This window comes from Amycolatopsis sp. NBC_00345 (assembly GCF_036116635.1).
Lineage (GTDB): Bacteria > Actinomycetota > Actinomycetes > Mycobacteriales > Pseudonocardiaceae > Amycolatopsis.
Genome location: NZ_CP107995.1, coordinates 7,005,786 through 7,030,678, shown reverse-complemented (window position 1 = coordinate 7,030,678; position 24,893 = coordinate 7,005,786). Strand labels below are relative to the sequence as shown.

Below are 24,893 nucleotides of genomic sequence, written 5' to 3'. Positions count from 1 at the left end.
TCGGCCGCATGGAGCGTTTCAACCCGCCCGGGCTGGGCCGTCCGTCGGGCTTCTCGCACGCCGTGACCGCCGAGGGCCGGCTCGTTTTCCTGGCCGGGCAGACCGCGCTGGACGCGGACAACAAGATCACCGGCGTCACCGTGGTCGAGCAGTTCGAACGCGCGCTCGGCAACCTGCTGACGTCGCTGCGCGCGGCCGGCGGCGAGCCGGCCGACCTGTGCAGCGTGACGATCTACATCGTCGACATGGAGGACTACAAGGCGCACGCGCGGGAGATCGGCCAGACGTGGAAACGCTTGGTGGGCAAGGAATACCCGGCGATGGCGGGCATCGGCGTGAGCCGGCTGTGGGACGTCGAGGCGCTGGTGGAGGTGCAGGGCTTCGCGGTCCTCAGCCGCTGAGCGTCTCCAGCAGGTACGCGCGGGCCGGGGCTTCGAGGCGCTCGTGCAGCGTGAAGAACACCTCGGCGGCGCGGATGCCGGACCAGCCCGCGGGCAGCAGCTCGGCGGGCAGGCCCGGGTCGAGGTAGGGCATGCGGCGCCAGCCGGTGAGCACGCGGATGTAGTCCGCGAACGCTTCCTCGCCCGGCGTCGTGCGGCGGCGGCGCCAGCGCTCCAGCACGGGCGCGTGCTCGTCGAGGAACGCCGTGTACAGCTCGTCGAGCTGGTCGAGGTCCCACCATTCGCGGACCTTGGCGGCGGGGTCGCCGAAGGCGAGGTGCTCGGCGCGGAACAGGTCGGCGTACGCGGCCAGGCCCAGTCGGGTCAGCGTCTCGGCCGTCACCTGGTGCAGGTGCGCCGGCGCGATCCAGACGCCGGAAGCCGCGGTGCCGAAGCCCAGCCGTGCGAGCTGGGTGCGCAGCACGTGCCGTTTGTGGCGCTCGGCTTCGGGCACGGAGAACACGGCGAGCAGCCAGCCGTCGGCGAGGGTGGCGCGGTCGCGGCGGAAGATGCGCTCGTCGCCCTCGCGCAGGATGTCCAGCGCGGTCCCGGAAAGCTCGTAGCCCGCGGTGGCGTCGTGGCGGACCGCGTCGAGGATGCCGCGCCGCTTGAGCCGCGAGATGGACGAGCGCACAGCCGGCTCGTCGACACCGACCACCGCGAGCAGCCCGATCAGCGCCGCGACGGACAGCCAGCCGCCCTCGCTCCGGCGGCTCCGGTGATAGAAGCCGTACACGGACACGATCAGCTGCCGAGGCTGGGCCGCCCGCCCGGCGTCCAGCTCGGTTGACTCCGGTACGACCGTCACCCGCTCACCATACTGCGCCCTTCGTTGCCGATCCGGCCACAGTCACGGCGGGATCGGCCGCACCCGGGCGGTCACGATCTATCCGCCTGCTTCTGGCCGGATCGGCAGGAACCGGCTGCGGAGATTCTTCAGGTCCGCGGTGCTGACACCGGCGTCGAGCAGGTACTTCTCCGCGTCGAAGCCGTCGAGGGTGTGCAAGACGGCGTCTCGCTTGGTGGTCCCGTGCTGGGCGAGCATCGACTCGATCAGCGGTCCTTGGTCTTCGACGCCCAACGTGGCGTAGAGGGGCCGCACCCCCTCGGTGGACAGCTCGTAGTCCGCGGCGATGGCTTCGGGCTCGACCCCGGCCAGCGCCAGCAGCATCAGCGAAACCAGGCCCGCCCGGTCCCGGCCGGACCCGCAGTGGAAGAGCACCGCGCCGGGACCCGTCTGGGCGAGCGCGGTGATGAGCGCGGCGCAGCGCTCGGGCTTCCGCTCGAGGAAGACGCGGTAGTAGAGCGGGCTGCCGTCCAAATGTTCATCGCTGATGTGCTGCCACAACTCGACGTCTTCGACATCGTCGAGGGGGACTTCGACGCGGTTGATGCCGGACGGGGCGGCGGTGCCCGCGGGGGCGGTGAACCGGGCCGAACCCGCAGGGGCGGTGGGGGACTCCGCCGTGGGCCGGATCTCGGCGGCGTTGCGCAGGTCGACGATGGTCCGCAGGCCGGCTTCCCGGGCCTGGGACCACCCCGCTTCGGTGACGAACCGGAGATCGGCCGAGCGGAAGAAGGCGCCGTGGCGGGTCGGGCGGCCCGACCTGGTCGGCAGGCCGCCGAGGTCCCTGGTGTTGAAGAAGCCTTCCCAGCCCACCGTTCTGCTTGTGCCCATGGGTTGAGCATTGTTCCAGCCCGACCTGGGCGCGAGTACCATTTCCCCCGAGATGGCGAACGTGTCCGAGGCCCCGCTTTTCGGCAGGCTGACCCGCCGTGGCCGCCTGATGGCGAAGCGGACCTGCGACCGGCGCGGGCACGCGTTCGCCCTCGGCCGGTTCCTTTTCCGTACCCCCACGGCGTGGGAGTACGCGGCCGCCGTGGCGTGCGGCAGCGACCCGGCCGCGCAGCGCTGGCTGGGCTGGCTACCGGATTCCGTGGTCGAGGAGTCGATGCGCGGGGAGGCCCTGCGCGTGGCGCCGGGCACCGGACCGGACTGGACGACCCCCGATCCGCAGTCGGTGGACGTCGTGGCGATCGACCTCGGCGCCGGCCGGTGCGTGGGCCTGGTGAGCGTCCACTCCGGTGAGGACGGTGGCCCCGAGACCGGTGGTTACCTCGCCCCGGACTACCGCGGCCACGGCCTGGGCCGCGACCTGTTCACCGCCGGCCTGCTGCTGGCCCACGAGCACCTCGGCCTGTTCCGCGTCCGCGCCGGCGCCGAGGTCGGCAACGTCTCCAGTGGCCGTTCCCTGGAGGCGGCCGGCCTCCGCCGCGCCCCGGGCCCGCCCCGCTACACCTTGCCGAACGGCCGCGTCAGCGAAGCCTGGTGGTACCAGCACGACAACCCGCGGCCGCATCGCTGCGCCGGGCCGCAGGCGCGGTGGCTGACTGTGTGAGGACTTGCGTTGTGCCGCAGCGATTCCTGAGCGGTCCAGACCGATCTCACGCGCTCGCGTTCGTCAGGAGTCTTCCGCGCAGCATTCCGCGACGTCCTGCTCGTAGGCCCGCAGAGTCGTGATCACCAGCTGTCGCTCGGCGGGGGTTAGCGGTGTCAGCGCGCGTTCCCAGGCCTGCGCGCCGCGCGCCAGCCAGGCGTCGACGGCGCAGCGCTTCCCGTCGTTGATGCTCACGATGGTGCGGCGCCGGTCGTTCGGGTCCTCGGCGCGGTCGAGCAGGCCCTGGCGGGACAGGTCGCCGACCATCAGGCTGGTCGTGGTCGGCGCGACCTTGAGCCGCCCGGCGAGTTCGGTGATCGTCATCGGGCCGTCGAACAGCAGGTAGGACAGCAGGGAAAGGTGCCGCGGCGCGAGGGACAGGTCGGCCAGCTCCGCCGGTACCGGCAGCCGCTTCGCGCGTCCGACCAGGCGCGGCATCAGCAGGAGCAGCTCGCGGACCCCGTCCTCCACGCTCAGGCCGGACTCGGTGGCCATCCCACTCCTTTTTGGGTACATACTCTGGGTGATCAGTCTTCCCGCCCGAGACCCTACCGGTCGGATGGCGTCCCCCCGAGTTCGTTGACATCACCTTCGCTGGCAAACTACGTTTGTTGTCAACGTCAACAACTTTGGAGAGCGCGCATGTCGGACTGGAACCAGCAGATCGTCGATGAGTTCCACGCGAACGAGGGCAAGGTCGGTGGTGTGTTCGAGGGCAAGAACATGGTGCTGATCACGCACACCGGCGCGAAGAGCGGCAAGGAGCGGGTCTCGCCGCTCGTCTACTCCACCGACGGCGACCGGATCGTCATCGCCGCGTCCAAGGGCGGCGCCGACACCAACCCGGACTGGTACCACAACCTGGTCGCCAACCCGAAGATCAAGGTCGAGATCGGCACCGAGAAGTTCGACGCGACCGCGAAGCTCATCGAGGACCGCGCCGAGCGCGACCGCCTGTACGCCGGCATGGTCGCCCACGCCGAGGGCTTCGCCGAGTACGAGACGAAGACCAAGCGCCTCATCCCGGTGTTCGTGCTGGAGCGCTGAACCCCGCCGTTTTCCTTGCCGCTCAGCCAATGGTGGCTTCGTCACCGCCGGCTGAGCGGCTTTGGCGTTCACGGGTGTTCAGCGCTGTTCCTCGAAATCGGTGACGTGTGTGCCCCGCCCCGGTTGCCTTCGTGCGGGTGATCCCACAGCGGCGCATCCCCGGCAGACCCGTGGGCATCTACCACTGTGAGAGCGATCGAGGTGAATGAATCACCATCGGATCGCCTGCCGCCGGACGGAACGTCCGTCCGGTCACCGCAGGAAGGGAAGAACCGATGAACACTCGCACGACTCTTCGCCGCACCGTTGCCGCCCTTGCCGTCGCCGGTGCCGCCGCCGGGGCGACCGCGCTGGCCGCCGGGACCGCGAACGCGATGCCGACCGACTTCAACTGCACTTCCGGCCAGATCACCACGAAGCTCGTCTACGGCGGGGCCGGTGCGGGCAACCGTGAGGGCTTCCTCCAGTTCACCGCCAAGCCGGGCGAGACCTGCACGCTGCCCGCCTCGGTGCCGGTGGACCTCGTCGGCGCCCACGACGTGCTGGTGAACCAGCAGGTCCCCGCCGACGCCCCGGCCGTGCAGCTGACCAACGGCTCTTCCGCGTACATCCCGCTGCACTGGACGGCGATCGATCCGTCCTCGCAGCAGCAGACCCCGCTGGCGATCGACGTCACGGCGCCGCAGGAGACCACGCCGCGCGGTGACCAGAGCGACCCGGAGATCACGGTGCCGTGGTCCCTCGGCGGCGTGGACACCTCGGCGGCGAGCCACTCCGTCGACGTCGGTGCCGTTACGGCCGGTGTCGCGCCCGCGGTGTGACGCAGGGTTTCCCATACAGCGCACGGACTTCTGGGCCTAGGACTGGTCCGAATCATCCCCGTCGTCTGACCGAGGGTCCCTGAAGGCCACCATGAGGGTCGGACATGCCCTCATGGTGGCCTTCAGGGACTCGGGCAAGGAGTCATGCCGGCGAGAGGGTCAGAGCGGCTGTCCGTAGACGAAGCTCGTCAGCCGTCCCGTCGCCGTGGGTTCGAAAGCTTCGAACAGCTTCTCCTGCCCGGCGTTTTCGGACGGGGCGGACAGTGCGCGGACCGCGTAGCGGGAGTCCGGGGCCAGGTGGCGGCCCGGGGTGTAGGCGCCGCCGAGGAGGTCCAGGATCAGCACGACCGGGGAGTCCGCGGCGGTGAGGATGGCGTCCACGGAGTCCTCGGACAAGGTGGACAGCGTCCGGTTGTCACCGACGTAGGCGTGCGGGTCCGGGGGCTCGGCGGCGATCGTGCCGGACTTCGTGAACGGCAGGGGCGCCAGGGTGTCCATGGCCGGGCCCAGTGCGCGCAGCGGGGCGACCAGGCGGGCGCCCTCGTCCGCCGAGCCGAGGTATGCGACGCGGATCTGCGCGATGTGCTTGCCGCGCAAGGGTTCCGGGATCATCGGGAGGTCCGGGTACGGGACCAGGGCCAGTGACGTCGTCAGTGTGTCCGGCAGGTCCGCGGTCCAGTCGCGCCAGGTGCGGAGCGCGTCTTCCTGCGCGGTGAAGGAAAGCGCGCCGCCGTAGAGCGTGGTGACGGGGAACAGGCCGAACTCCAGTGACGTCATCACTCCGTCGAGCCCGGGCCCGCGCGTGCCGTCCGGGGCGACGGACTCGGCGGCGACCACGTGGTCCGCGGCGAGGCCGTAGCGGCGGCCCATCAGGCTGAACCCGCCGCCCAGCGTGTAACCGACCACGCCGACGCCGGGCGCCGAACCGCTCAGCGGCGCCAGCCCGTGCCCGGCCGCGGCCTCGATCACCGCGCCCCAGGTCGCGCCGGCCTCGACCCGGGCGACGGCGCGCGCCGGGTCGATCGAGACGCCCGCCATGCGGCGCGTCGAGATCAGCACGCCCGTGGCCGGTTCACGCAGGCCGTGGCCGGTCGCCTGCACCGAAACGGGCAGGTTGTGGTCCGCGGCGTACCGGACGCCCTCGGCGACGTCGTCCGCGCTCGTCGCGGCGACGACCAGCTGTGGCTTTGAGGGCACACCGGTCTGGAAGCCGGCGATCTCGGTCTCGTATCCGTCCTGACCAGGGGTGAAAGTGAGCATACGACCAGCCTGACGCGGAACCGTGAAGAAGTCCAAGAGATGTTCCTTCACTCAGTTAGAATCAGTGCTTATGGAACTGCATCAGCTCGAGTACTTCGTCGCCGTCGCCGAGGAGGCCGGTTTCACGCGGGCCGCCACGCGGCTGCACGTCGCGCAGCCCGGCGTCAGCGCGCAGGTCCGGCGGCTGGAACGCGAGCTAGGGCAGCCGCTGTTCGACCGGTCGGGCCGCGCCGTGCGGCTCACGGACGTCGGGGCCGCCGTGTTGCCGCACGCGCGCGCCGCGCTCGCTTCGGTGAACGCCGTGCGCGAGACGGTCGCGGAGTTCGAAGGGCTGGTCCGCGGCCAGGTCGCGATCGGCATCGTCACCTCGGCCGGCCCGGTCGCGTTGCCGGAGTTCCTGGCGGGCTTCGCGGAGCGTTACCCCGGCGTCGAGATCACGCTGGCCGAGGCGAACTCCGACGTGATGGTCGAAAAGCTGCGTGACGGACGGCTGGACCTCGCGGTGATCGGGCTCGCGGACGGCGAGCCGGCGGGCCTGGCCACGCAGACCGTGCTGGACGAGGCGCTCGTCGCCGTCACCGGGCCGCGGGACGCGCTCGCCGGCCGCCGCGAGGTGACGTTCGCCGAGCTGGCCGAACGGTCGTTGATCTGCCTGCCCAAGGGCACCGGTCTGCGCGGGGTGCTCGACCGCGGGTTCGCCGCGGCCGGCCTGCGGGCGCGCGTGACGATCGAGGCCAGCGACCCGGATGTGCTGGCGCAGCTGGCGATGCGCGGCCTCGGCGTGGCGCTCGTGCCGGAGTCGCTCGCGCGGTACTACTCGGCCGAGCTGCACACGCTGCAGCTGCGCCCGCGGCTGCGGGGCAAGCTCGCGCTCGCCTGGCGCGACGGGGGGCCGGCCGGGCCCGCCGCCCGCGCGTTGATCGACTTCGCCCGGGCCACGGTGCGCGAACCCGACCCGGTCTGAGCCCGGCCCCATACCCGAATCCGACGCCGGGCGAACCCGACAAAAGTATGGCCATCCCTCGCTAATCTCGGACGGGTCCCCGGAATTCCGGCAGAAGGGCCCCGCGTGCGGAAACTGCTCACGGTCGTTTTCGCGGCCACGGTCGCGCTTGTCGTCCCCGCACTCCCGGCGTCAGCCGCCGGAATCGACTGGAGTCCCTGCTTCGACGGGTCGAAGGTCGAGTGCGCCACAGTCCAGCTGCCCGTCGACTGGAACCAGCCCGACGGCGCGAAGGTCGGCATCGCGATCAACCGGATCAAGGCGGCGAAACCCGCGCAGCGCAAGGGAGCCTTGCTGGTCAACCCCGGCGGGCCGGGTGGCTCGGGCGTCGACTTCGTCATCTCGGCGGCGGCCGGCAACTACTTCTCCCAGTCCATCCTGGACTCGTTCGACCTGGTCGGCTTCGACCCACGCGGCGTCGGGCAGAGCAGCAGCATCAAGTGCGACCGCGCGGTGCTGTCGCAGCCCGTCGAGCTGATCCCGACGACGGAGCAGCAGTACACGGACCTGCTGGCGCGCAACAGCGCGATCGCGCAGGACTGCGCCAAGCACAACGCCGGGCTGGATTCCCATGTGGACACCGAGAGCGTCGTGCGCGACATGGACGGCATCCGCGCCGCGCTCGGGGAAGAGCAGATCAGCTACTACGGCGTGTCGTACGGCACGCAGATCGGCCAGCAGTACGCGGAGCTGTTCGGCTCGCGGCTGCGCGCGCTGGTGCTGGATTCCAACATGGACCACAGCGTCCAGTCGTCCGGCTATCTGACCGCCGCGAACAAGGCGTTCGAGAACTCGTTCACCGACTTCGCCGCGTGGTGTGACCGGACGGCGTCGTGCGCGCTGCACGGCCAGGACGTGCTGGCGCTGTGGGACAAGCTGTACGCCCAGGCATCGGCGGGCAAGCTGATCGACCCGGCCACGGGTCAGGCACTGTCGGTGGAAGCGTTGCGGGACAACGCGTTCGGCAACATGTACCACCCGAGCGACCAGTGGGCTGGGCTGGCCACTCGCCTCGCGGCACTGGCCGGAACCGGCCCGCAGACGGTCTCGGCGCAGGCGGACCTGGTGGACAACAGCTACCAGGCCATCTGGTGCTCGGACTGGCGCTGGCCGGAGGTGGGCGACTTCGCGAGCCTGAGCAAGCTGCGGGAGGACGTCGAGGCCCTCGCGCCGCACACGCACTTCAGCGGCTTCTTCTCCGACATCACCAACTGCCTCGGCTGGACCGGCCCGGTGCAGAGCCCGCAGCACCGCCTGAACGTCACCCAGGCCCCGCCGATCCTGATGACCAACGGCCTCCACGACGTCGCCACTCCGTACGAGTGGGCCACGAACGTCGCGGAGCAGCTGCCGGACACCGTCCTGCTCACCTACGACGGCACCGGTCACGGCGACTACGGCAACAGCACCTGCGCCCGCGACGCGATCGACACTTACCTGCTGACGCTCGCGCGCCCGGCCCCGGGCACGCACTGCGCCGCCGAATGGCCCACCGGCACCGCGCCCCAGACCGGGCCTCACCCGGTGACGCGGGTCTACTGAGCAGGTCAGGACTCGTGAGTGTTTATGACGGTTAGAACCGTCATAAACACTCACGAGTCTTACGAAAGGGTGCGGTGGAACACGATCCGGTCCACTCCGGGGCCGTCGTAGTCGGCGACCGGGCCGGTGACGCTGAAGCCCATCGCGCCGTGGAAGGCGATCGAGGTGGCGTTCTGCGGTGAGGTGACCGCTCGGACGTGCGACCGGCCGTCGGCCTCGGCGAGGGTGAAGAACCGGTTGTACAGCCGGCGCGCTAGGCCCGCGCCGCGTAATGACGGTGCGACGCCGAGGAAGTGGATGTACGCGGCTTCGGGCTCCGAGGCCGACAGCAGCCCGACGAGGAAACCGGCCAGGGAACCGGATTCCTCGGCCACCAGGCTGGTGCGGAAGAAGTGGTCGAGGAACAGCCGGGGCAGGATGGAGCTGACCGGCCGCCCCCACCACTCGTCGGCGACGGTGATGATCCGCTCGTAGTCGCCGGGCTCGGCTTGTCGCAGCTGCACGTCCATGTCCGGTATTCGACCAGACTGGCCGCGGCCGCCGGTACCCCCGGTGACCGCGGCCACCGGTCAGCGGAAGTCCGCCACGTGGTCGGCGGCCCATTGCGCGAACGTCCGGCCCGGCTCGCCGGTGATCGTTTCGACGACGCCGGTCGCGGGCGAGGAGGACGCCAGCCCGGAGAGGTAGACGTCGAGGATTCCGGGCGGCATCACCTTGGCGAGCCGGCGGCGCTGCTCGTCCGGGCTGATCTCCACCCAGCGCAGCGGACGGCCGAGCGCCGCGCCGATGGCCGCGACCTGGTCGGCCTGGCTGATCGGCGCCGGCCCGCTGAGCAGGTGGCGGGCGCCGTCGTGACCGTCTTCGGTGAGCGCGCGGACGGCGACCGCCGCGATGTCGGCCTCGTGGATCAACGGCTGGGCCTGATCGCCGTACGCGCCCTCCAGGACGTCGCTGCCGCGGATCTGCGGGGCCCAGCCGAGGGTGTTGGTCGCGAAACCGCCCGGGCGCAGGAAGGTCCAGCGCGTGCCGGACGCGCGGATCGCGTCCTCGACCACGGCGTGGGCCTGGCCGATGAAGTTGGCCTGCTCGGCCACGTCGTCGATGACGGAGGCGGAGGACAGGAAGACCAGCCGCCCGGCGTCGGCCAGCACCTTGACGCCCGCGCCGATTTCGCGCATGCGGTTCACCAGGAAAACGGCGGTGACGTCCGCCATCGCGGCCTTGAGCGTGTCCGGCCGTTCCAGGTCGCCCTGGACGACGTCGACGCCGTCCGGCAGCTTCGCTTTCGCCTTGGCCGGATCACGGACCAGCGCGCGGACGGCTTCGCCGCGTTGGTGCAGCTGCCGCGCGACCTCGCCGCCGACGTGGCCGGTGGCCCCCAGTACCAGGAACATTTCAGCTCTCTTTCGGCTGCTCGGCGGCGGTGCGGTGGACGACGGGCCGGAACCGTTGGAAGTCGCCGGCCACCACTCCCGGGAATGTCTTCACCGCCTCGAACTTAGGCGATTTCCCGACGGTGCCCTGGCCGGACGACTCGATTGCCTCGATGTGGTCGGCCTCGCTCCTCCACTCGGCGTAGTTGGCGATGCGGGTGCCGTCGTCGCTGAGGTGGAAGTGGGCGGAAATCCCGCCGGGGTGCGGGGTCTCCTCGTCGCCGAGGGCCTCGAACACCAGGTCCACCCAGCGCTTCTGGCGGGCCTCGTCGGGGCCGTCGAACTCGACGGAGACGAGCACGATGCAGCCGGGTACGGGGGTGTCCGGCCGGGTGCCGCTGCGGTAGAGCCGGTACTCGCTGCCGTCCGGCTCGGGCTCGGTGGTCCACTGCTCGTAGCTGAACCAGCCGTTTTCGTTGGTGTAGCCGGTGAAGCTCAGTAGTCCTTCGGGCCACGAGCCCGGCTGGTCGAACGGGGGCTCGCCGTCACCGCGGCGGATCCGCACCACGGCGACGTCGGGACGGGCTGGATCGGGCCAGGTGGCGCGTTCGGTCTCGGTGGTCATGGGGCCAGCGTGGTACTTCAAGTTCCCTTGAAGTCAAGCGCGTTCTTGACATGCGGTCAATAGTGGCGTTCCCTGGAGACGAGGAGGCTCCGACATGGGTGATGTGCTGCAGGAGTCCGTGCTCGGGGCCGGGCTGCTGGCCGGGAGCGCGAACGTGATCATGCAGCTGGGCCGCCCGCCCGTGGGCTACGGCGTGATGGAGAGCCGGGTCGAGAGCGGCAACCTGTTCCGGCATCCGCTGAAACGCGCGCGCACCACCACGACCTACCTGGCCGTGGCCGTGTTCGGGACCGACGAGGAGCGCGCCGCGTACCGGCGGGCGGTCAACACCGCCCACGTCCAGGTGCATTCGACGCACGAGAGTCCCGTTCGCTACAACGCCTTCGACCCCGAGCTGCAGCTGTGGGTGGCCGCCTGCCTGTACAAGGGGATCGAAGACATCCTCGAGGTCATGGGCCGGCCGGTGCCCGAGGGGCTCTACGAGCAGGCCGCGGTGTTCGGCACGACGCTGCAGGTGCGGCCGGAGATGTGGCCCGCCGACCGGGCGGCCTTCGCGGAGTACTGGGCCGAGGGCCTCGGCCGGGTCGAGATCGACGACCGCACCCGCGAGTACCTCGTCGACATCGTGGACCTGCGTTTCCTGCCCCGCCCGTTCTCCGTCCTCTTCGGACGGTTCCACCGCTTCGTGACCACGGGGTTCCTGCCCGGCTGCTTCCGCGAGCAGATGCGGCTGCCGTGGTCGGCCGCCGACCAGCGGCGGTTCGGGCGGCTGATGCGCGGGATCGGCCGCGTGGCCGGGCGGCTGCCCGGCGTGGCGCGGCGGTTCCCGTTCAACGCGCACCTGTACGACCTCCGCCGTCGCCTGCGCTACGGTCGCCCGCTCGTGTGACCGGTTGACCAGGCTCGATGGAGTGGGCATGGTGGGCCGATGAGCCCCTCCGAGGTCCGTGAAGGTGTGTCGCTGACCAACCTCGACCAGCAGCTGTTCCCCGACGCCGGCGCGACCAAGCGTGACCTGCTGGACTACCTCGACGCCGTCTCCGAGCGGCTGCTCCCGGTGCTGACCGACCGGCCGTTGTCCGTGGTTCGGGTGCTGCGCGGGCAGGACGAGTTCATGCAGAAGAACCTGCCGAAGTACACCCCCGAGTGGGTGCCGCGGGTGAAGCTGTGGGCGGAGACGTCGAAGCGGAACATCTCGTACGCGCTGTGCAACGACCGTCGGACGCTGCTGTGGTTCGGGAACCAGCGCGCGGTCGAGTACCACCCGACGCTCACCCGCATCGACCACGAAGCCGGGCCCACGCACCTCATCATGGACCTCGACCCGCCGGAGGGCGCCGCGTTCGGCCTCGCCGTCGAGGGTGCGCAGCTCGTGCGCCGGGCGCTGGCCGACGCCGGGCTCGCGGGCGCGCTGAAGACGAGCGGTTCGAAGGGCGTGCACGTCTTCGTGCCGCTCGCGCCGGGGCAGGCGATGGACGACGTCGCCGCGGCCACCCGCGCCGTCGCGGCCAGGGCCGAGCGGCTCGACCCGGAGCGGGCGACCACAGCGTTCATCCGAGAAGACCGCCACGGCAAGGTTTTCCTCGACTCCACCCGGGCCGGCGGCGCGACGGTGGTGGCCGCCTACAGCCCGCGGGTGCGGCCGGGCGTGCGCGTCTCGTTCCCGGTGCCGTGGTCCGACGCGGAGAACGTGACGCCGGACGACTTCACCGTGCACACCGCACTGACACTGCTCGGCGGCGACGATCCGTGGGTCACGGAAATGCCCGCGCCGCAACACCTTCCGGCCGGCCTCGTCGAGGAGGGCCACACCATCCCGATCGCCCGCGTCGCCGCGATGCACGAGGGCAAGCGCCGCGCCCGCGCCCGGCGGGAGTCAGGGGAGGGCGAGTAGGTCCTCGTGGTGCACGGTGACCGTCTCGGGCGGCTGGTCCCGGTACCGCGCCAGGCCGGGGTCCTCTTCAGCCGCCGCCGCGACCCAGCCGCGGAACCACGCCGTGATCAACGCGGAGTCCGCCGCGCCGAGCCGCCACACGCTGGGCGCGCGGTGGACCGTGTAGCCGCGCGCGGTGAACTCCTGTGCGGCAACGGAAACCGCGTCCGGTCCGAGTCGCCCGTCGCGCCGCTGGTGGGCGTTGAACGCGGCCGTGACGGTGTCGTCCAGCGGGTCCGCGGGCGACAGCTCCACCCGGCCGACCACCGAAAGCGTCAGCAGCGCCGGGCAGCGTGCGCCGGCGCAGGCGTCGGCGAGGCGGCCGATCTCCGCTGGCGTGAACAGGTCCAGCAGCGCCGACGCCGTGACCAGCGACGTCTCCGCGAGGTCCGCGGCCGTCAGCCGGGTGACGTCGAGCTGCTCGGTCCTGGTGGTGACGCCCGCCGGCAGGCTGCGCGCGGCGAGCGCGAGCAGCCGCGGGTCCTGGTCGTGCAGGATCCAGTGCTGCGGCCCGGGCAGCCGTCCGGACAGCCAGCGTCCCATCGAACCCGTGCCGCAGCCCAGATCTCGGATCGTGGTCGGCGGCCGCAGGGTGAACTTGTCCACAAGGGACACCGCGCGCGCCGTCGCGTCCGCGCCCTCGCGTAGGCGAAGCCACTCCGGCGCGTAGCCGGAAGCGTCCACTGTGGTCACAGGTCGCGCTCGTAACCGGCCGACGCGACGTGCGATTCGTGCAGCGTCACCGAGATCGACGCCAGGCCGTGGGCGCCCTCGCCCAGGTCGCCCGCGTGCACGTGGCCCGCCAGCCGGTCCGCGATCACCTTGGCCAGGAACTCCGTGGACGTGTTGACCCCCTTGAACTCCGGCACGTCGTCGAGATTGCGGTAGTTGAGGTCGGCCAGTACCGCGCCGAGCCGCTCGGTGGCGAGGCCGATGTCGACCACGATGTTGTCCGCGTCCAGTTCGGCGCGGCGGAACGTGGCGTCAACGACAAAAGTGGCGCCGTGCAGGCGTTGCGCGGGCCCGAAGACCTCTCCGCGGAAGCTGTGGGCGACCATGATGTGGTCGCGCACGGTGACACTGAACAAGGTTTTCTCCTTCACTGGCTGACCTTCACTGACAGGACGATCACGGGTAGACGATCCGGTGGCCGAGCCCCGGCAGGCGCCCGGCGGCGAGGCGGGAGACCAGCCCGGGCAGGTCGTCGAACGCCGACTCACCGGTGATCAGCACGTCGAACGCCGGGTCCGTCAGCAGCCGCAACGCGAGCGCCAGGCGGTCGCCGTACGTGCGGCGGTTCGCGCGGGCGGGCGAGACGGTGCCGACCTGGCTGCCGCGCACGGTCAGCCGTCGCGAGTGGAAGTTCTCGCCCAGCGGCACGCTCACCCGGCGGTCGCCGTACCAGCTCAGCTCCACCACCGTGCCCTCGTGCCCCAGCAGTTCCAGCGAGCGGGCGAGCCCGGCTTCGGACGCGCTGGCGTGCACCACCAGGTCCAGCTCGCCTTCGGCCTCGTCTGGTGTGGCGTAGCGGATGCCGAACGCTTCGGCGACCTTCGCGCGTTCCGGGTCGACGTCCACGAGCCGGACGTCCACGCCCGGGAAGTGGGACAGCAGGCCGGCGACGCTGCTGCCGACCATGCCCGCGCCCACGACCGCGATCCGGTCGCCGACCAGCGGGGCCGCGTCCCACAGCGCGTTCACCGCCGTCTCCACGGTGCCCGCGAGCACCGCGCGCGCGGCGGGCACGGCTTCGGGCACCACCGTGACGGCCGACGCGGGCACGACGTACTCGGTCTGGTGCGGGTAGAGGCAGAAGACGGTGCGGCCGACGAGGTCCGCGGGCCCCTCCTCGACGCGGCCGACGTTCAGGTAGCCGTACTTGACCGGCCACGGGAAGTCACCCTCCTGGAACGGCGCGCGCATCACGTCGTGCTGGCTCGCGGGCACCCCGCCGCGTGACACCAGGCTCTCCGTGCCGCGGCTCATGGCCGAGAACAGCGTCCTGACCAGCACTTCGTCCGGCCCGGGAGCCGGGATCACGGCGTCGGAGATCTCGCCGGTCCCGGCGGCGGTGAACCAGAAGGCCCTTGCCTTACGTGTCATGGATGTCCTCCTGTGCCTGCGCGAGATCGAGGGGTTCGATGGCTGTCACCACCACTACACGATCACACTCCGGCGTGGGTTCAGTCGCCCGCGAGCAGGCCGCGGGCGCGGGGGCCCAGCTGGTGTTGCTGGGCATTCTCGGGCTCACCACCGGGCTCGGCGCCGCCGGTTGGGCCGCGGGCCTCGCCTACACGGCCGGGCTGTGGGCCCTGCTCGCGGGCGCCGCACGGCGGGCGCGCGCCCGTTCGCTGGGCCCGGCCGACCACGTCACACTCGCCCGCGCCGTGCTCATCGGGGGTGTCACGGCGCTGGTCGTGGATCACCTGAACGGGGGGATCCCGACGGCCGTGGTGGTCCCGCTCGCGGCCGTCGCGCTGGCGCTGGACGCCGTCGACGGCCAGGTCGCGCGCCGCACCGGCACGTCGTCGGCGCTCGGCGCGCGGTTCGACATGGAGGCGGACGCGTTCCTGATCCTCGTGCTCAGCACGCTGGTGGCCGGGTCGCTCGGCCCGTGGGTGCTGGCGATCGGCCTGATGCGGTACGTCTTCGTGGCGGCCGCCAGGGCGCTGCCGTGGCTGCGGGCGGAACTGCCGCCGAGCCGCGCGCGCAAGGTCGTCGCGGCGCTGCAGGGGGTGCTGCTGCTGGTGGCGGGCTCCGGTCTGGTCCCGGCCGGTTTCGGTTTCGCTGTCACGGTTTCCGCGCTGGTGCTGCTCGTCTGGTCGTTCGGGCGTGACGTCGTGTGGCTGCGCCGCGCCGCCGTGAAGCCGGCCCCGGTGATCAGCGGCGCCTGCCTGGTCCGGCACCACCCGGTGCCCCGCCGCGCCCGGCGCCTGGCGACGCGGAGCCCCTGAAGAAGCACAATTAGTCCACGCTCGCCCGGACGACGAACCCGCCGTCCGGCACCGGTCCCACGTCGACCCGCCCGCCGACGGCGGCGAGGCGCTCGGCCAGCCCGGACAGGCCGTTGCCCCGGACCGTTGCCGTCGCCTGTGCCGAGGCGGCGGTGCCGTCGTCGGTCACCTCGACCCAGTTCGGCCCCAGCCGGATCTCGCAGCGCGTGGCGCCGCTGTGCCGGATGACGTTGGTGACCGCTTCCCGGACCACAAAGGCGAACGGCTGCTGCAACCGCACCTCGACGTCGTCGACGGCGTGCGGCGCGACCAGCTTGATGCCCGCCGAGCCGAGCGCGGCGCGCACGCCCGCCAGCTCCGCCGCCAGTGACGTGCGCCGGAAGTCCGTGACCGTGGCGCGCACCTCGGCGAGGGCCTGCCGGGACAGGACTTCGACCTCACGCACCTCGTCGAGCGCGCCGTCCTTCCCGCCTTCCAGCATCCGGCGGGCGAGGCCGGTCTTGAGCGTGATCGTGGTGAGGCTGTGGCCGAGCAGGTCGTGCAGGTCCCGCGCCACGCGGCCGCGCTCCTCGGTGACGGCGAGCTCCCGCACCCGCTCGCGCGCCGCCCGCAGCTGCGCGTTGGCGCGGGTCAGCTGCGTCGCCGAGACGATGCCCATCGTCAGCAGGCCGACCAGTAGCGTGTCGCTCCAGTCGGGGGCCCCGCGGACCAGGGCCGTCGACCCGAGCAGCGCGAGCGCCGCGGTGAAGCCCAGCCACTGGGCGGCCCGCAGCGGCAGCAGCACGACGGACGCGGTGATGCCGTAGGCGAGCAGTGTCAACAGCTCCGGCCGGCCGAACAGCACCGGAAAGGTCAGGCCCAGCACGAAAAGCCCGGCCACCACCGCTATCCGCCCGAGCGGCCGTAACAGCTGTCCCCAGCCGGCGGCGGCCAGGAACGCCACCGAATACACGGCCGCGAGCGTGAAGACCGGCACCTGGAACGAAGGCCGGTCGTGCGCCTGCTTCACGGTCTCCAGCCAGAGCCAGGCCAGGAACGCGGTGAACGGGCCGAGTTCCCGCACCAGCGAGCGCAGGCCGCCGTCGTGGCGTTCCGGCCATCGCTGCCCGGTGCTTCCCGGCTCCATCAGGCGGCTCCCCGGGACTTCACAGCCAGCCGCGTTCGTCGGCGAGGCGGGCGGCCTCGGCGCGGGTCGCTGCCTCCAGCTTGCCCATGGCGGACGACAGGTAGTTGCGCACCGTCCCCGCGGACAGGTGCAGCTGGGCGGCGACGGCGTTGACGGTGCTGCCGTCCCGCGCGGCCTGCAGCACCTCGCGCTCGCGGTCGGTCAGCGGGCTGACGCCGATGGTCACCGACTCCGTCGCCAATGCCGGGTCCACCACGCGCAGTCCGGAGTGGACCCGGCGGACGGCGTCGATCAGCTGCTCCGGCGGGCAGTCCTTGACCACGAACCCGGCGGCCCCGGCGGCGAGCGCGCGGGTGAGGTAGCCGGGCCGGCCGAACGTGGTGCACATCAGCACCCGGCAGCCGGGCACGGCGGCGCGCAGCTCGGCCGCCACCTCGATGCCGTCCTTGCCGGGCATCTGCACGTCGAGCAGCGCGACGTCCGGCTGCGTCGCGCGCGCCACGGCCGGCACCTCCGCGCCGGACCCGACCTTGGCGACGACGGTGATGTCGTCCTCCAGCCCGAGCAGCGTGGCCAGCGCGCCTCGGACCAGCGCCTGGTCGTCCGCGACGAGCACCTTGATCTCCACCGGGCCAACGTAGCCGGTCGGCGGCGCGCGGCGGGCTGACAGATGTCAGACGGGTTCGATGACATTTACGCCCAAGCGCGCGTCGGCCGGGTTCCTAGCGTTCGAGCCATGATCCGTTCCACCAAGCTCAAGGCCGTCGTTTCGGTGCTCCTCAAGGACATCGCCCTGCCGGGCGCCGGCTACTACGCCTGCCACCTCGCCGGAGCGGACGACCGCGTCGCGCTGAGCGTCGGCGGCGCCGTGGCCGCCGTGCTCACCATTGTCGAAGCCGTCCGCAACCGGCGGGTCGAGATCGTCGCGGCGGTGATGCTCGGCCTGTTCCTGTTCGGACTGGCGGCCACCTTCCTCACCGGCGACCCCCGGATCCTCGTGCTGAAGGACTCGGTCGTCACCGGCGCCGTCGCGTTCGCCTTCATCGGGACGACCCTCGCGGACCGGCCGCTGCTCTTCCTGATCGGCCGCAGGTTCGAGACCGCGGGCGATCCCGCGGCGGTGGCCGCCTTCGAGGACCGCTACGCGACCGACGCGCCGACCCGCCGCCGTTTCACCGTGCTCAGCTACGCGTGGGGACTGGGGCTGCTGCTGGAGGCCGCCGTCCGCACCGTGCTGTGCTTCACTCTGCCGATCGACGAGATGGTCGCCCTGTCCCCGGTGCTGCTGTTCGGCTCGATGACCGTGATCTACCTGGCGGCGAAGGCGTATCTCAAGGTCGACATGTCAGGCGCGCCGAGGACCTACAACGACTCCAGCTTCACCTCGAGCAGCTCAGCCGCCCGGTTCCGCCGATGCTCCCGATAAAGGTCCCGCGCCTGCTCCCACGCGGCGCGGGCGTCGGCGGTCTGGCCGAGGGACGCGTGGGTGTCGCCGAGATTGGCGAGGATGCCGGGTTCGTCGTAGACGTCGTCGGTTTCGCGGGCGAGCGCCAGCGCCGAGCGGTAGTGGCCGAGCGCGACGACGTACTCGCCGAGTTCCTGCGCGATGTAGCCAAGACTGTCGAGCGTCACGGCTTCGGCGCGGCGGTGGTCGTGAAGGCGGCAGAGTTCCAACGCCCGCGTGCAGTGGCCCCGGCCCTCGCGCAGCCGGCCGAGGCGGGCGGAGTACCAGCCGAGGGTGTTGAGCGCGTCGGCCTGGCGCAGCCCGTTGCCGGCGGCGCGGTAGTACGTCAGCGCTTCGGCGGTGTGCCGCAGAGCCCCGGCGAAATCGCCGCTCTGGCCCAGCGCCCAGCCCAGCGCCCGCTGCGCGTCCGCCGCCACAGCCGGGGATTTCGCTGCCACAGCAAGGTCAAGCGCCTCGCGCACGTGCCGGATCGCGGAGTCGTGCGAGCCGACGCGCGTGTGCGCCGTGCCCAGGTACATGTGCGTGATGGCCAGCGGCTCCGGCCGTCCCAGCGCCCGCGCGGCCGCCACCGCCGCGCGCCAGGCCGCCAGGTCCGCGACCAGCAGCCCGCGGATCACGTGGAAACCGCTGACGCTCCAGGCCAGCCGCCACACGTCCTCGTGCGAGCCGCGTTGCCCGGCCGAGTCCAGCACCGCCAGCAGGCACGCGTGCTCGTCCGCGAACCACGCCGCCGCCTCGGCCCGGTCCGCCAGCGGCAGGGCCGCGCTGCCGGGCGCGGGCGGGCCCAGCTCGATCGGCTGGCGCTCCGGGCGCAGCAGCGGCGTCGCGGCACAGGCGGTGTGCAGGTAATGATCAACGAGACGGCGCAACGGTTCTGGCCGCTCCGCGTCGTCCACCAGCTCGTCGACGTACAGCCTCAGCAGGTCGTGCATCCGATACCGGCCGGGCACGTGCTCCTGCACCAGGTGCGCGGCACCGAGGCGGCGCAGCAGCGCGCGTACTTCCGGCATCCGCAGCCCGAGCAGGGAAGCCGCCGCGGCCAGGCCGATGTCCGGCCCCGGCGCCGCGCCGAGCAGCCGGAACGCGCGGGCCGGCTCGGCGTCGAGTGCCTGGTACGACCACGAGAACACCGCCCGCAGGTTCGTGCTCAGGTCACCCGCGTCGAGCGCGTCCAGCCGCGCGGACTCCTGACGCAGCTCCTTCGCCAGCACCTCCAGCCGGAACCGCGGGTTCGCCCCCGCGCGGCTCGCGACGATGCTGATGGCCAGCGGCAGCCCGCCGCACCAGTGGACGAGGTCGTCCACCGCCGTCGGCTCGTCCGCCACGCGGTCCGCGCCGAGGTGGCGCACCAGCAGCTCCCGCGCCTCCCGCGACCCGAGCACGTCCAAGTCGAGCAGCTGCGCGCCGCGTACGCCCAGGCCGCCGAGCCGGTGCCGGCTGGTGACCATCACCGTGCACGTCTCGCTGCCCGGCAGCAGCGGCTCGATCTGCGCCAGGTCCCGCGCGTTGTCCAGCACGACGAGCAGGCGCCGTCCCGCGGCGAGGCTGCGGTAGAGCGAAAACTGGCCCACCGCGTCCGCCGGGACCGCCGCCGGCGCCACCCCCAGCGCGTCGAGGAACTGCCGGACCACGGCCTCGGGCGGCAGCGGGCCGTCGGACGGGTCGAAGCCGCGCAGGTTCACGTACAGCTGGCCGTCCGGGAAACGCGCGAGGTTCTGGTGTGCCCAGCGAAGGGCGAGCGAGGTCTTGCCGATGCCGCCGGGGCCGCCGATCGCGGACAGCGTGAGGGTGCCGCCGCGGCTTTCCATCACGTCGTCGAGCGCGGCCAGCTCGGGGTCGCGGCCGACGAACCAGCGCGGCGGCGCGGGCAGTTGCCGCGGCACGGCCGTCTCCGCGTACGGCAGCAGCGTCGGGTCCGTAGTGAGGATGCGCTGGTGCAGCTGACGCAGCGTGGGGCCGGGGTCGGCGCCGAACTCGTCGGCCAGCCGCCGCCGGATCCGGTCGAACTCCTCGAGCGCGCCCGCCTGCCGCCCGGCGCGGTACCGCGCGAGCATCAGCTGGCCCGCCACCCGTTCGTCGAGCGGGTGCGCCGCGGCCCGCTCCGCCGTCTCGGCCAGCACGCCGTTGTGGCCGCCGCCTTCCAGCGCGAGGTCCGTGCGGTCGAGCTGCGCCGACAGCAGCTCGGCGGCGAGCGTCTGACGGGCGGTGTCGGCCCACGGCGTGTCGAGCCCGGCGAACGGGTCGCCGCGCCACAACGTCAAAGCTTCGTCGTACAGCGCGGTGCTGCGCTGTACCTGGGCTTCGGCGACGAGCGCGCGGAACCGGTGCACGTCCACCGCCTCGGGCGGGACGCTGAGCAGGTAGCCGGCCGGCCCGTGGCGGATCGCGACGTCGCGGGCCGCGGCGAGGCTGCGGCGCAGGCGCGAAAGGTAGCTGGCCAGCAGCCGGTGCGCGCGGTACGGCGGCTGGTCCGCCCACACCCGCTCGGTGAGCCGGTCGGTGGACACGGGCCGGTTGGCGTCGGCGAGCAGCGCCGCGAGCACCCAGCGTTGCCGCGCGTGGCCCAGGTCGACGGCCTCGGCCCCGATGTGCGCCTCGACGGTCCCGAGCAGTCCGAACCGGACACTGGTCATGCCCACTGCATACCGCACCCGGTCCCCGCGGTCGATCTGGTAAGCCGGGGCAAATCGGTCCGGGGTCCACAATGCTTGTGCCCCAACGAGTTCAAGCCCAAGCCGTGACCGTCTTACGGACCGGCCGCTGATCGCTGTCGGTGACGAACAGTTCGGGTGAGTGGCTGCGGATCCGCTCGACGTCGGAGAAGACCAGGCGCAGGTGCGCGCGCATGGCGTCGATGCTCGCGCCGAGGTCGCCCGCGGCCAGTGAGTCGACGATGGCGGTGTGCTGGTCGATCAGGGCCGAGGCCGGGCTGACCATCCGCATTCCGAGGCGGCGGGCGCGGTCGAGGTGCGCCTTCGCCGAAACGACCGTGCGCCAGGCGTTCGCGTGGCCGCCGGCGTCGAGCAGCAGCTGGTGGAATTCCTCGTCCAGCTGGAAGAAACGCTCGGCGTCGTCTTCGGCCTCGCGTTGCTGTTCGAGCGCCTGCCGCAGGGCCGCCAGCGCGGTGGGGGACAGGCCGGCCGCGTCCTCGAGCGAAGCGACCTCAACGGCCTCCCGGACGAACTGGGCGTCGGCGACCCGCTGCAGGTCGACCCGCGCCACGAACGTGCCCAGCTGCGGGAAGACCTGGACCAGTTCCTCTTCGGCGAGCAGCAGCAGCGCTTCGCGCACCGGGGTGCGGCTGACCGACAGCTCCGCGGCGAGCTCGTTTTCCGACAGCGGCGCGCCGGGCGAGAGCTGGAGCGTGATGATCCGGTTCCTCAGGTCCCGGTGCACGACCGCCCGCGCCGACGGTTTCGCTGTTCTCGCCATTTGGCCACCTTACCGGTCTCGCCGCCCTTGACAGTGGAAGCATGGCAGAACTTGTATGGCAGTCCGCCCCGCCGATTCCCGTACCGAAACCGAAGGGCAGCCCGCATGACCAAGATCGCCCGCGCCGACGTGCTCGTCACCGCCCCGGGCCGGAACTACGTGACCCTCAAGGTGACCACCGAAGACGGCGTCGTCGGCTGGGGCGACGCGACCCTCAACGGCCGTGAGCTCGCCGTGGTGTCCTACCTGCGCGACCACGTCTGCCCGCTGCTGGCCGGCCGCGACGCGCACCGCATCGAGGACACCTGGCAGTACCTGTACAAAGGCGCCTACTGGCGGCGCGGCCCGGTCACGATGACCGCGATCGCCGCCGTCGACGTCGCGCTGTGGGACATCAAGGGCAAGATCGCCGGGCTGCCGGTCTACCAGCTGCTCGGCGGCGCCGCCCGTGACGGCGTGATGGTCTACGGGCACGCCAGCGGCGCGGACGTCCCGGAGCTGCTCGACGACGTCGCCCGCTACCTCGACAGCGGCTACCTCGCCGTGCGGGCGCAGTCCGGGGTTCCCGGCCTGGACAAGACCTACGGCGTCCCCAAGGCGGGCCAGCGCGTGTACGAGCCGGCCTCGGGCGCGCGTCCGCAGGAGGATTTCTGGGACACCGCACCGTATCTGCGGTTCGCGCCGGAGCTGCTCGGCGCGGTCCGCGAGCGGTTCGGGTTCGGCTTCCACCTGCTGCACGACGTGCACCACCGGCTCAGCCCGATCGAGGCGGGACGGCTGGGCCGCGACCTCGAGCCGCACCGGATGTTCTGGCTGGAGGACCCCACCCCGGCCGAGGACCAGGAGGCGTTCCGGCTGGTGCGCGGGCACACCACCACGCCGCTGGCGGCCGGCGAGGTGTTCAACTCGATCTGGGACTGCCAGCACCTGATCACCGAGCGGCTGATCGACTACATCCGCACCTCGGTCTCGCACTCGGGCGGGATCACGCACCTGCGCCGGATCTTCGCGCTCGCCGACCTCTACGGCGTGCGCACCGGCTCTCACGGCGCGGGTGACCTGTCGCCGGTTTCGCTGGCGGCGGCGTTGCACGTGGACCTGTCCGTGCCGAACTTCGGCATCCAGGAGTACATGGGCCACGCCGCCCCGGCGGACGAGGTCTTCCAGACGTCGTACACGTTCTCGGAGGGCTACCTGCATCCCGGCGAGTTGCCGGGGCTGGGCGTCGAGGTGGACGAGGCGGCCGCGGCGAAGTTCCCGTACGACCCGAAGTACCTGCCCGTCAACCGCCGTCGTGACGGGTCGGTACATGACTGGTGAGCGCATGAAACGGCTCTCGACGCGGGTGGCCGCGCCGGCCCGGCCGGACGCCGCCGGGATCGTCCACTTGGGACTCGGCGCGTTCCACCGGGCGCACCAGGCGGTGTACACCGAAGACGCGATGCGCGTGACCGGGGACCGCGGCTGGGGCATCATCGGCGTGACCCAGCGCAGCGATCGCGTCCGGCGGCAGCTTGAGCCCCAGGACAACCTCTACACGGTGCTGGAGCGCGGCGAGGGCGCGGCGGCCCCGCGCGTCGTCGGCGCGCTTTCGGGTGTGGTCGACGGCGAAGCCGTGCCCGGGCTGCTCGCGCGGCCGTCGATACAGGTGGTCACGCTGACCGTCACCGAGAAGGGCTACCGGCACGACCCCGCCACCGGCGAACTGGACCTCACCGACCCCGGGATCGCGGCCGACCTCACCGGACGGCAGTCGAAAACCGTGGTGGGACAACTGGTTCACGGCCTCCAGCGCCGAGCCGGCGGGCCGCCGATCACGCTGTTGTGCTGCGACAACCTGGCGGGCAACGGAGCGTTCCTGTGTGGCCTCGTGCTGTCCTTCTGCGCGGCGGCTGGGCTCGACTCGCTGACGACCTGGATCGAGGACAACGTCCGGTTCCCGGCCAGCATGGTCGACCGCATCGCGCCCGCGACCACCGAGGTGGACCGCCGTGAGGCGGAAGACCGGCTCGGTTACCGCGACGAGGCACTGGTCGTCACCGAGCCGTTCAGCCAGTGGGTGATCGAGGACGACTTCGCGGCACCCCGGCCCGCCTGGGAGCGGGTAGGCGCGGTGCTGGCCAAGGACGTCGAGCCGTGGGAACGGCTGAAGCTGCGGGTGCTCAACGCGAGCCATTCGATGCTCGCCTACTTCGGACTGCTCCTTGGCCACGAGTCGATCGCCGACGCGGTGCGTGACCCGGTGCTCCGGCAGGCCTGTCTGGGCATGATCGCCGAGGACGTCCTGCCGGTACTGCGTCCACCATCCGAAGTGGACGTTGAGGACTACGCCCACACGGTGCTGGCACGCTTCGCCAACCCCGCGTTGCGGCACACCACCGCGCAGGTCGCGAGCGACGGCTCGCAGAAGCTCGGGCCCCGCCTGCTCGGCACCGTGGCCGATCTGCGCGCGGCCGGGCGGAGTCCGCGCTGGATCCCGTTCGTGATCGCCGCGTGGCTGCGGCACGTGGCCACCGACGCGCTGCGGGATCCGCTCGCCGCCGAACTGCGCGCCGCCGCGTCACCGCTGGACGTGCGGCGGATCTTCCCCGACGACGCGGCGTTCCGCGATCAGGTGATGGCCGCCCACACCCGCCTGACCGCGGCGGACCCGCGGGCCGTGCTGCGGGAGGTGCTTGATGAACGCGGGTGAGAGCAACAGCCCGGGAGGCTTCTGGGTCGGTCAGTGTCCGGAAGCGGCGCTGGGCTCAGCGGCGTCGGTGGTGGCGGCGTCGGGGTGGGCCATCCCCTCGGTCAGGACCTTCGCCCACCGCGGTTCCTTGCCGCCGTCGTCGGTGAGGTCGGTGAGGCCGGCGGCGACGATGAGGTGGCAGAGCTGGCCGTACGCGAGGAACTGCTGGATCGCGGCGTCGGGGGCACCGGTGCGCTCCTGGAGGAGGGTGACGGTCCGCTCGATCCCCCGGCGGGTGGCCGCGGCGATCTCGGGGACGTCCACCGAGCTGAGGGCGTGGACCTGCAGCATCAGCAGGTCGCGGTCGGAGATCAGCTGGGCGTAGGCGTCGCCGATCGCCGACAGCACCACGCCGGGCTCCTTGCCGGCCATCCGGTCCGCGACCTCGCTCATCGCGGCGAGCACCCGATCCTGGCAGTGCTCCAGCGCGGCCAGGAACAGGCCGAGTTTGCCGTCGTAGAGCCGGAACACGTACGCCGGGGAGATGCCGGCCGCCTCGGCCACGTCCGAAACCGGCGTGGCCCGGTAGCCACTGCGGGCGAACACCGTGACCGCCCGCTCGGTGATGATCGAGCGGCGGGCGTCCGCGGTGGATCGGAACGTTCCGGGCTCGTTCCCCATGAGCGGCTCCTCCGTAGTGATTGATCAGTCACAAAGTATGTAACCGTCCACTCACGATTTTGTCAACAGCCTGCTCGGACAA

27 protein-coding genes are annotated in these 24,893 nt (G+C 71.8%); 12 read left to right on the top strand and 15 right to left on the bottom strand.

The annotated features are described in order from the left end of the window. Window positions 1-8 precede the first annotated feature (8 nt). Window positions 9-401, top strand: a complete 393-nt coding sequence (locus OG943_RS31520; protein ID WP_328604556.1) for a RidA family protein — start codon at window positions 9-11, stop codon at window positions 399-401. Here OG943_RS31520 and OG943_RS31515 read toward each other — a convergent pair. After that, complete coding sequence (locus OG943_RS31515) at window positions 391-1,248, bottom strand: PaaX family transcriptional regulator (protein WP_328604555.1); 858 nt, start codon at window positions 1,246-1,248, stop codon at window positions 391-393. The two genes, OG943_RS31520 and OG943_RS31515, sit on opposite strands and share 11 nt — an antisense overlap. Window positions 1,249-1,326: 78 nt before the next feature. Beyond that, on the bottom strand, window positions 1,327-2,118 hold the full coding sequence (locus OG943_RS31510) for a tyrosine-protein phosphatase (protein ID WP_328604554.1): 792 nt from the start codon (window positions 2,116-2,118) through the stop codon (window positions 1,327-1,329). 52 nt (window positions 2,119-2,170) lie between these two features. Between OG943_RS31510 and OG943_RS31505 the strand changes: the two genes are divergently transcribed. Next, window positions 2,171-2,839 carry a GNAT family N-acetyltransferase gene (locus OG943_RS31505; RefSeq protein WP_328604553.1) on the top strand — a complete coding sequence of 223 codons (669 nt, stop codon included), beginning with the start codon at window positions 2,171-2,173 and terminating at the stop codon, window positions 2,837-2,839. A gap of 63 nt (window positions 2,840-2,902) precedes the next feature. Here the strand turns inward: OG943_RS31505 and OG943_RS31500 are convergent, their stop codons facing one another. Continuing rightward, a complete protein-coding gene (locus tag OG943_RS31500; RefSeq protein WP_328604552.1) occupies window positions 2,903-3,373 on the bottom strand; it encodes a MarR family winged helix-turn-helix transcriptional regulator in 471 nt (156 codons plus the stop codon). Between the two features lie 147 nt (window positions 3,374-3,520). On the opposite strand from OG943_RS31500, the gene OG943_RS31495 reads away from it, so the two are divergent. Together OG943_RS31495 and OG943_RS31490 are read left to right on the top strand one after the other, a co-directional pair. Continuing rightward, window positions 3,521-3,925 (top strand): nitroreductase family deazaflavin-dependent oxidoreductase, encoded by a 405-nt coding sequence (locus OG943_RS31495; protein ID WP_328604551.1) that lies wholly within the window; start codon window positions 3,521-3,523, stop codon window positions 3,923-3,925. A 275-nt stretch (window positions 3,926-4,200) separates the two neighbouring features. Beyond that, a complete protein-coding gene (locus OG943_RS31490; protein ID WP_328604550.1) occupies window positions 4,201-4,746 on the top strand; it encodes a DUF4232 domain-containing protein in 546 nt (181 codons plus the stop codon). Between the two features lie 159 nt (window positions 4,747-4,905). On the opposite strand, the gene OG943_RS31485 is transcribed toward OG943_RS31490, so the two are convergent. Then, entirely contained in the window at window positions 4,906-6,006 is a 1,101-nt protein-coding gene (locus OG943_RS31485; protein ID WP_328604549.1) for an FAD-binding oxidoreductase, read from the bottom strand. A gap of 70 nt (window positions 6,007-6,076) precedes the next feature. On the opposite strand from OG943_RS31485, the gene OG943_RS31480 reads away from it, so the two are divergent. Together OG943_RS31480 and OG943_RS31475 are read left to right on the top strand one after the other, a co-directional pair. Next, window positions 6,077-6,970, top strand: coding sequence for a LysR family transcriptional regulator (locus tag OG943_RS31480; RefSeq protein ID WP_328604548.1), 894 nt, complete (start codon window positions 6,077-6,079; stop codon window positions 6,968-6,970). 105 nt (window positions 6,971-7,075) lie between these two features. Then, window positions 7,076-8,551 carry an alpha/beta hydrolase gene (locus OG943_RS31475; protein WP_328604547.1) on the top strand — a complete coding sequence of 492 codons (1,476 nt, stop codon included), beginning with the start codon at window positions 7,076-7,078 and terminating at the stop codon, window positions 8,549-8,551. Between the two features lie 59 nt (window positions 8,552-8,610). Here OG943_RS31475 and OG943_RS31470 read toward each other — a convergent pair whose 3' ends face one another. Genes OG943_RS31470 through OG943_RS31460 form a run of 3 tightly spaced genes read right to left on the bottom strand, consistent with a single transcriptional unit; the run spans window position 8,611 to window position 10,549 of the window. After that, on the bottom strand, window positions 8,611-9,060 hold the full coding sequence (locus tag OG943_RS31470; RefSeq protein ID WP_328604546.1) for a GNAT family N-acetyltransferase: 450 nt from the start codon (window positions 9,058-9,060) through the stop codon (window positions 8,611-8,613). Window positions 9,061-9,120: 60 nt separating this feature from the next. Continuing rightward, window positions 9,121-9,945, bottom strand: coding sequence for an NAD(P)H-binding protein (locus OG943_RS31465; protein ID WP_328604545.1), 825 nt, complete (start codon window positions 9,943-9,945; stop codon window positions 9,121-9,123). A gap of 1 nt (window position 9,946) precedes the next feature. Further along, complete coding sequence (locus OG943_RS31460) at window positions 9,947-10,549, bottom strand: antibiotic biosynthesis monooxygenase (protein ID WP_328604544.1); 603 nt, start codon at window positions 10,547-10,549, stop codon at window positions 9,947-9,949. Between the two features lie 94 nt (window positions 10,550-10,643). Here OG943_RS31460 and OG943_RS31455 point away from each other — a divergent pair, with 94 nt between their 5' ends. Next, window positions 10,644-11,438 carry an oxygenase MpaB family protein gene (locus tag OG943_RS31455; protein WP_328604543.1) on the top strand — a complete coding sequence of 265 codons (795 nt, stop codon included), beginning with the start codon at window positions 10,644-10,646 and terminating at the stop codon, window positions 11,436-11,438. 39 nt (window positions 11,439-11,477) lie between these two features. Further along, window positions 11,478-12,443 (top strand): non-homologous end-joining DNA ligase, encoded by a 966-nt coding sequence (gene ligD / locus OG943_RS31450; RefSeq protein WP_328604542.1) that lies wholly within the window; start codon window positions 11,478-11,480, stop codon window positions 12,441-12,443. On the opposite strand, the gene OG943_RS31445 is transcribed toward ligD, so the two are convergent. From OG943_RS31445 to OG943_RS31435, 3 genes are read right to left on the bottom strand one after another with little or no spacing between them, the layout of a single operon-like run. Beyond that, on the bottom strand, window positions 12,426-13,175 hold the full coding sequence (locus OG943_RS31445) for a class I SAM-dependent methyltransferase (protein WP_328604541.1): 750 nt from the start codon (window positions 13,173-13,175) through the stop codon (window positions 12,426-12,428). The two genes, ligD and OG943_RS31445, sit on opposite strands and share 18 nt — an antisense overlap. After that, complete coding sequence (locus OG943_RS31440; protein WP_328604540.1) at window positions 13,172-13,570, bottom strand: 6-pyruvoyl trahydropterin synthase family protein; 399 nt, start codon at window positions 13,568-13,570, stop codon at window positions 13,172-13,174. Before OG943_RS31440 ends, OG943_RS31445 begins: the two co-directional genes overlap by 4 nt. 40 nt (window positions 13,571-13,610) lie before the next feature. Then, entirely contained in the window at window positions 13,611-14,585 is a 975-nt protein-coding gene (locus OG943_RS31435; protein WP_328604539.1) for a zinc-dependent alcohol dehydrogenase, read from the bottom strand. 74 nt (window positions 14,586-14,659) lie between these two features. Between OG943_RS31435 and OG943_RS31430 the strand changes: the two genes are divergently transcribed. Further along, the gene (locus OG943_RS31430; RefSeq protein WP_328604538.1) at window positions 14,660-15,436 is read left to right on the top strand and encodes a CDP-alcohol phosphatidyltransferase family protein; all 777 of its coding nucleotides are present in this window, start codon (window positions 14,660-14,662) and stop codon (window positions 15,434-15,436) included. Between the two features lie 10 nt (window positions 15,437-15,446). On the opposite strand, the gene OG943_RS31425 is transcribed toward OG943_RS31430, so the two are convergent. Then, window positions 15,447-16,562 carry a sensor histidine kinase gene (locus OG943_RS31425; RefSeq protein WP_328604537.1) on the bottom strand — a complete coding sequence of 372 codons (1,116 nt, stop codon included), beginning with the start codon at window positions 16,560-16,562 and terminating at the stop codon, window positions 15,447-15,449. A gap of 19 nt (window positions 16,563-16,581) precedes the next feature. Further along, a complete protein-coding gene (locus OG943_RS31420) occupies window positions 16,582-17,190 on the bottom strand; it encodes a response regulator transcription factor (RefSeq protein WP_328604536.1) in 609 nt (202 codons plus the stop codon). A gap of 108 nt (window positions 17,191-17,298) precedes the next feature. Between OG943_RS31420 and OG943_RS31415 the strand changes: the two genes are divergently transcribed. Beyond that, window positions 17,299-17,988 (top strand): VC0807 family protein, encoded by a 690-nt coding sequence (locus OG943_RS31415; protein ID WP_328604535.1) that lies wholly within the window; start codon window positions 17,299-17,301, stop codon window positions 17,986-17,988. Here OG943_RS31415 and OG943_RS31410 read toward each other — a convergent pair. Both OG943_RS31410 and OG943_RS31405 read right to left on the bottom strand, forming a co-directional pair. After that, window positions 17,925-20,660, bottom strand: a complete 2,736-nt coding sequence (locus OG943_RS31410; RefSeq protein WP_328604534.1) for an AfsR/SARP family transcriptional regulator — start codon at window positions 20,658-20,660, stop codon at window positions 17,925-17,927. The genes OG943_RS31415 and OG943_RS31410 overlap by 64 nt on opposite strands. Window positions 20,661-20,751: 91 nt before the next feature. Further along, window positions 20,752-21,459 (bottom strand): GntR family transcriptional regulator, encoded by a 708-nt coding sequence (locus OG943_RS31405; RefSeq protein ID WP_328604533.1) that lies wholly within the window; start codon window positions 21,457-21,459, stop codon window positions 20,752-20,754. 105 nt (window positions 21,460-21,564) lie between these two features. Between OG943_RS31405 and manD the strand changes: the two genes are divergently transcribed. Together manD and OG943_RS31395 are read left to right on the top strand one after the other, a co-directional pair. After that, window positions 21,565-22,779 (top strand): D-mannonate dehydratase ManD, encoded by a 1,215-nt coding sequence (gene manD, locus OG943_RS31400; protein WP_328604532.1) that lies wholly within the window; start codon window positions 21,565-21,567, stop codon window positions 22,777-22,779. Between the two features lie 4 nt (window positions 22,780-22,783). Continuing rightward, entirely contained in the window at window positions 22,784-24,151 is a 1,368-nt protein-coding gene (locus OG943_RS31395) for a mannitol dehydrogenase family protein (RefSeq protein ID WP_328604531.1), read from the top strand. Between the two features lie 30 nt (window positions 24,152-24,181). Here OG943_RS31395 and OG943_RS31390 read toward each other — a convergent pair whose 3' ends face one another. Next, a complete protein-coding gene (locus OG943_RS31390; protein ID WP_328604530.1) occupies window positions 24,182-24,811 on the bottom strand; it encodes a TetR/AcrR family transcriptional regulator in 630 nt (209 codons plus the stop codon). Window positions 24,812-24,893: the final 82 nt, after the last annotated feature.

What these genes read in the sequence shown, in the direction of transcription:
- OG943_RS31395 (WP_328604531.1), top strand. Translation starts at nt 22,784, where the DNA reads ATGAAACGGCTCTCGACGCGGGTGGCCGCGCCGGCCCGGCCGGACGCC.
- manD (WP_328604532.1), top strand. Translation starts at nt 21,565, where the DNA reads ATGACCAAGATCGCCCGCGCCGACGTGCTCGTCACCGCCCCGGGCCGG.
- OG943_RS31425 (WP_328604537.1), bottom strand. Translation starts at nt 16,562, where the DNA reads ATGGAGCCGGGAAGCACCGGGCAGCGATGGCCGGAACGCCACGACGGC.
- OG943_RS31495 (WP_328604551.1), top strand. Translation starts at nt 3,521, where the DNA reads ATGTCGGACTGGAACCAGCAGATCGTCGATGAGTTCCACGCGAACGAG.
- OG943_RS31485 (WP_328604549.1), bottom strand. Translation starts at nt 6,006, where the DNA reads ATGCTCACTTTCACCCCTGGTCAGGACGGATACGAGACCGAGATCGCC.
- OG943_RS31520 (WP_328604556.1), top strand. Translation starts at nt 9, where the DNA reads ATGGAGCGTTTCAACCCGCCCGGGCTGGGCCGTCCGTCGGGCTTCTCG.
- OG943_RS31390 (WP_328604530.1), bottom strand. Translation starts at nt 24,811, where the DNA reads ATGGGGAACGAGCCCGGAACGTTCCGATCCACCGCGGACGCCCGCCGC.
- OG943_RS31410 (WP_328604534.1), bottom strand. Translation starts at nt 20,660, where the DNA reads ATGACCAGTGTCCGGTTCGGACTGCTCGGGACCGTCGAGGCGCACATC.
- OG943_RS31405 (WP_328604533.1), bottom strand. Translation starts at nt 21,459, where the DNA reads ATGGCGAGAACAGCGAAACCGTCGGCGCGGGCGGTCGTGCACCGGGAC.
- OG943_RS31480 (WP_328604548.1), top strand. Translation starts at nt 6,077, where the DNA reads ATGGAACTGCATCAGCTCGAGTACTTCGTCGCCGTCGCCGAGGAGGCC.
- OG943_RS31510 (WP_328604554.1), bottom strand. Translation starts at nt 2,118, where the DNA reads ATGGGCACAAGCAGAACGGTGGGCTGGGAAGGCTTCTTCAACACCAGG.
- ligD (WP_328604542.1), top strand. Translation starts at nt 11,478, where the DNA reads ATGAGCCCCTCCGAGGTCCGTGAAGGTGTGTCGCTGACCAACCTCGAC.
- OG943_RS31460 (WP_328604544.1), bottom strand. Translation starts at nt 10,549, where the DNA reads ATGACCACCGAGACCGAACGCGCCACCTGGCCCGATCCAGCCCGTCCC.
- OG943_RS31505 (WP_328604553.1), top strand. Translation starts at nt 2,171, where the DNA reads ATGGCGAACGTGTCCGAGGCCCCGCTTTTCGGCAGGCTGACCCGCCGT.
- OG943_RS31465 (WP_328604545.1), bottom strand. Translation starts at nt 9,945, where the DNA reads ATGTTCCTGGTACTGGGGGCCACCGGCCACGTCGGCGGCGAGGTCGCG.
- OG943_RS31490 (WP_328604550.1), top strand. Translation starts at nt 4,201, where the DNA reads ATGAACACTCGCACGACTCTTCGCCGCACCGTTGCCGCCCTTGCCGTC.
- OG943_RS31455 (WP_328604543.1), top strand. Translation starts at nt 10,644, where the DNA reads ATGGGTGATGTGCTGCAGGAGTCCGTGCTCGGGGCCGGGCTGCTGGCC.
- OG943_RS31435 (WP_328604539.1), bottom strand. Translation starts at nt 14,585, where the DNA reads ATGACACGTAAGGCAAGGGCCTTCTGGTTCACCGCCGCCGGGACCGGC.
- OG943_RS31500 (WP_328604552.1), bottom strand. Translation starts at nt 3,373, where the DNA reads ATGGCCACCGAGTCCGGCCTGAGCGTGGAGGACGGGGTCCGCGAGCTG.
- OG943_RS31470 (WP_328604546.1), bottom strand. Translation starts at nt 9,060, where the DNA reads ATGGACGTGCAGCTGCGACAAGCCGAGCCCGGCGACTACGAGCGGATC.
- OG943_RS31415 (WP_328604535.1), top strand. Translation starts at nt 17,299, where the DNA reads ATGATCCGTTCCACCAAGCTCAAGGCCGTCGTTTCGGTGCTCCTCAAG.